Here is a 3,937-nt window from a genome sequence, read left to right on the forward strand (position 1 = left end):
GGCGAGGCCGAGACCGTGATGAAGCACCTGCGCCCCCTGCTGCGCTCCGGACGCGGCGTCCCGGCCCGGCGGGCCTCGATCTCGGGATACTGGCGCCGGGGCCGCACTGAGGAGGGTTTCCGCACCTGGAAACGCGAGTTGGCGGAATCGGAGCCGGATCAGCAACCCGTGAGGTGAGTCCCGGGTTACGCGGTCGGTGTGACCCGGTACCCTCATGTGCCAGCACTGTTAACGCATCCGGCCCCTCACGCTCACCCGTGACCGTAGACAAGGCATGGCACATGGCATTCTCACGCGCGACGCTCTTCACCGGACTGGTGGCCACCTCGGCACTCGTCCTCGCAGGCTGCACCGGCGGCTCCGACGATGACGCCGCCGGTGGCGGCGGCGAGTCCTACACGATCGGCATCAACCAGCTCGTCCAGCACCCCGCTCTCGACGCGGCCACCGCGGGCTTCAAGGAGGCCTTCGCCGACGCCGGTGTCGAGGTGGAGTTCAACGAGCAGAACGCCAACGGTGAGCAGGCCACCGCGCTGACCATCGCGCAGCAGTTCGCCGCCGACGACCTGGACCTCGCGCTGGCGGTGGCGACCCCGGCCGCCCAGGCGATGGCCCAGAACATCATCAACATCCCACTGCTGTTCACCGCGGTCACCGACCCTGTCTCGGCCGAGCTCGTCGACTCGATGGAGGAGCCGGGCGCCAACGTCACCGGCACCTCGGACGCCGCGCCGATCGACGAGCAGCTCGAGCTGCTCAAGGAGATCGTCCCCGACGCCGAGCGCGTCGGCATCGTCTACGCCTCGGGCGAGGTCAACTCGCAGGTCCAGGTGGACCAGGCCGAGGAGGCCGCCGGCCCGCTCGACCTGGAGATCGTCACCCAGACCGTCACCTCGGTCAACGAGATCCAGCAGGCCGTCGAGGCGCTCGGCGACGTCGACGCGATCTACGTACCGACCGACAACATGGTCGTCTCCGGTATCGCGGCTCTCGTCCAGGTGGCCGAGAGCAAGCAGATCCCCGTGATCGCCGCGGAGGAGGGCACCGTCGAGGGCGGCGCCGTCGCCACGCTGGGAATCGATTACACCGAGTTGGGCCGCCAGACGGGCGAGATGGCGCTGCGCATCCTGCGCGACGGCGAGGACCCGGCCACGATGCCCGTGGAGACCGCCGCCGAGTTCACCTACGTGGTCAACGAGGACGCCGCGGAGCGCCAGGGCGTCACCATCCCGGAGGACATCCTCGCCGAGGCTGAGAAGAAGTGATCGGCGCCGTCGAGGTAGGCCTCATCTACGGGGTCATGGCGCTGGGGGTCTTCCTGACCTTCCGCGTGCTCAACTTCCCCGACCTCACCGTCGACGGCAGCTTCACCACCGGTGCCGCCACCGCGGCGACGGGAATTCTCGCAGGCTGGAACCCGGTGCTCGCGACCCTCGCGGGTTTCGTCACCGGGTTCCTGGCCGGGATCATCACCGGCCTGCTGCACACCAAGGGCAAGATCGACGGCCTCCTGGCCGGGATCCTCACCATGATCGGGCTGTGGTCGGTCAACCTGCGGATCATGGGAAGCGCGAACGCGCCGCTGCTGCGACAGGACCACGCGTTCACCCCGCTTCGCGAAGCCGGCATCCTCGGCACCTGGGGCGGCGTCGCCATCCTCGCGGTGGCCGTGGGACTGCTCGGCCTCGTCGTCGTCTGGTTCCTCACCACGAACCTGGGACTATCGATCCGCGCCACGGGCGACAACGGCCCGATGATCTCCTCGTTCGGTGTCTCCACCGACTTCACCAAGACCCTCACCCTCGCCCTGTCCAACGGCCTCGTGGGCATGTGCGGCGCGCTGTTGGCGCAGTATCGGGGCTTCGCCGACATCTCGATGGGCATCGGCCTGATCCTCGTGGGCCTGGCCTCGGTCATCCTCGGCCAGGCGATCCTCGGCCAGCGCAGGCTGTGGCTCGCGGTGTACGCCGTGATCGTGGGCGCGGTCCTGTACCAGCTCATCATCGCCATCGCGCTCGAGGTGGGGCTCAACCCGAACGACATGAGGGCGGTCACGGCCGTGCTCGTGGTGATAGCGCTTCTCGCGCCCAAGTGGAAGGCCGTGGGCGGACGATTCGGGCGCAAGCCCACGACCGCGGTCGCCGCGAACGAGCGCGCGGTGGCGGGCACCGGGACCGCCGTCGACGCCGGGCCCGAGTCCGCCGACACCGCCGCGACCGGCGCCAAGGAGACCTGACGATGCTGACAGTCACCGATGTGTCCAAGACCTTCTTCCCGGGCACCGTCAACGAGCGCCGCGCACTCCACGGTCTCAGCCTCACGATGGCCGAGGGCGACTTCGTCACCGTGATCGGCTCCAACGGCGCCGGCAAGTCGACCCTGCTCAACGCCGTGTCCGGCCGGTTGATCGCCGACGGCGGCAGCATTCAGATCGACGGCAAGGACGTCACCCGGTTGCCCGACCACAAGCGCGCGAAGTACGTGGGCCGCGTCTTCCAGGACCCACTGGCCGGGACCGCGCCCACCCTCACCATCGAGGAGAACCTGTCGCTCGCGGTCCTGCGGGGCAGGCGACGGGGACTCGGCCCCAGCCTGAACAAGAAGCGCCGCGCGCAGTTCGCCGACCAGCTCGCCATGCTCGAGCTGGGTCTCGAGGACCGGCTCACCGCCAAGGTCGGGTTGCTCTCGGGAGGCCAGCGACAGGCGCTCTCGCTCCTCATGGCCGGGTTCACCCAACCGCGGATCATGCTGCTCGACGAACACACCGCGGCCCTGGACCCGCAGCGGGCCGAGCTGGTCACCACGATCACCGAACGGATCGTCCGCGAGGGCGGGCTCACCACGCTCATGGTCACGCACAACATGGAGCAGGCCATCCGGCTGGGCAACCGGCTGATCATGATGCACGAGGGCCGGATCGTCTACGAGGCCGACGACCAGAAGAAGGCGTCGCTCACCGTGCAGGACCTGCTCAAGGAGTTCGCCAACATCAAGGGCGCGACGCTGTCCGACAAGGCGTTCCTGGGCTGAGGCCCCGCCCGGCCCCGCCGCCTCGGCCGGCCCGCCGCCCGCCCGGCCCCCATCGAAAAGGGCGTTCCGCACACCCCCCTCTCGGGCGATGCGGTCCGAACGCTCTTCCCGTCGGGGTCAGCCCTCGATTCCGGGGCGGTGGTCCTCAGCGTGCCGATCTGCGGGCACCGCCTCCCAGCCGTCGCCGCGACGGCGGACCAGGCCCATCCGCTCGAACTCCTCGAACCACCCCGGGGCCGGCCACTCACCCCACCGCTCGGCGTAGTGGGCACCGTTGCGCAGCAGGTCCGCCAGGTGCTCCACCGGCGGAGACGACACGGGATGCCACCGGTGGTAGGCGTGGGCGCCTGCCACCAGCACCACCGGGACCCGCCGGTACAACAGCCGGCGCCCGAAGTCGGTGTCCTCCGCGCCGTAGCCCGTGTACTGCTCGTCGAACCCGCCGAAGTCCGTGCGGAGCCGTGTCCAGAGGTCGGCGTGCAGGGCGAAGGACAGCGACCAGAACATCCCGAACTCGTCCGCCTCGAGCCGCCGGACGCCGTGCTCCGGGAACGGCCGCGCGGCGTGCGGGTCGGTGAGGCCCGCCAGATCTGCGGGGTCCGGTGCCCCCGCGGATTCGGACAGGTAGGTGACCGGGCCCACCCCCACCGCATCAGACGGGAGCTCGGCGTACCGGGACCCCAGGTCCGGGCCCGGCATGCAGTCGACGTCCAGGAAGACGACCAGGTCGGCGCCGGCCTCCACCGCCCGGTCCCCGCCCGTGTTCCGGCAGCGGGCCACCGGCAGGTCCTCCCCCGCCGGGACCTCGAGTGGATCCGCGCCGTCCGCGACGAGTTCGGTCGCCAGACCCGCGCTCCCGGGCCGTTCGGGCAACACCACCACGTGGCGGGCGTCGGGTAGGTGCGCG

Annotated in this window: 4 protein-coding genes and 1 pseudogene; 4 read left to right on the forward strand and 1 reads right to left on the reverse strand. The window is 70.3% G+C overall.

Features of this window, described 5'->3' with window-relative positions; genetic code table 11:
• From G6022_RS16895 to G6022_RS10850, 4 genes and pseudogenes are all read left to right on the forward strand, one after another.
• Positions 1-177 (forward strand): annotated as a pseudogene (locus tag G6022_RS16895) (SIP domain-containing protein); the annotation flags it as partial.
• A gap of 104 nt (positions 178-281) precedes the next feature.
• On the forward strand, positions 282-1,265 hold the full coding sequence (locus tag G6022_RS10840; RefSeq protein WP_182618299.1) for an ABC transporter substrate-binding protein: 984 nt from the start codon (positions 282-284) through the stop codon (positions 1,263-1,265).
• A complete protein-coding gene (locus G6022_RS10845; protein ID WP_182639239.1) occupies positions 1,262-2,236 on the forward strand; it encodes an ABC transporter permease in 975 nt (324 codons plus the stop codon). Before G6022_RS10840 ends, G6022_RS10845 begins: the two co-directional genes overlap by 4 nt.
• 2 nt (positions 2,237-2,238) lie before the next feature.
• The gene (locus tag G6022_RS10850) at positions 2,239-3,030 is read left to right on the forward strand and encodes an ABC transporter ATP-binding protein (RefSeq protein WP_182609808.1); all 792 of its coding nucleotides are present in this window, start codon (positions 2,239-2,241) and stop codon (positions 3,028-3,030) included.
• 117 nt (positions 3,031-3,147) lie between these two features.
• Here G6022_RS10850 and G6022_RS10855 read toward each other — a convergent pair.
• Positions 3,148-3,937: galactosyltransferase-related protein (locus G6022_RS10855; protein ID WP_182691562.1), on the reverse strand; the 790-nt coding region annotated here is incomplete at its 5' end.

The organism is Dietzia sp. Cai40 (genome assembly GCF_014145165.1).
In the GTDB taxonomy this organism is placed as follows: domain Bacteria; phylum Actinomycetota; class Actinomycetes; order Mycobacteriales; family Mycobacteriaceae; genus Dietzia; species Dietzia natronolimnaea.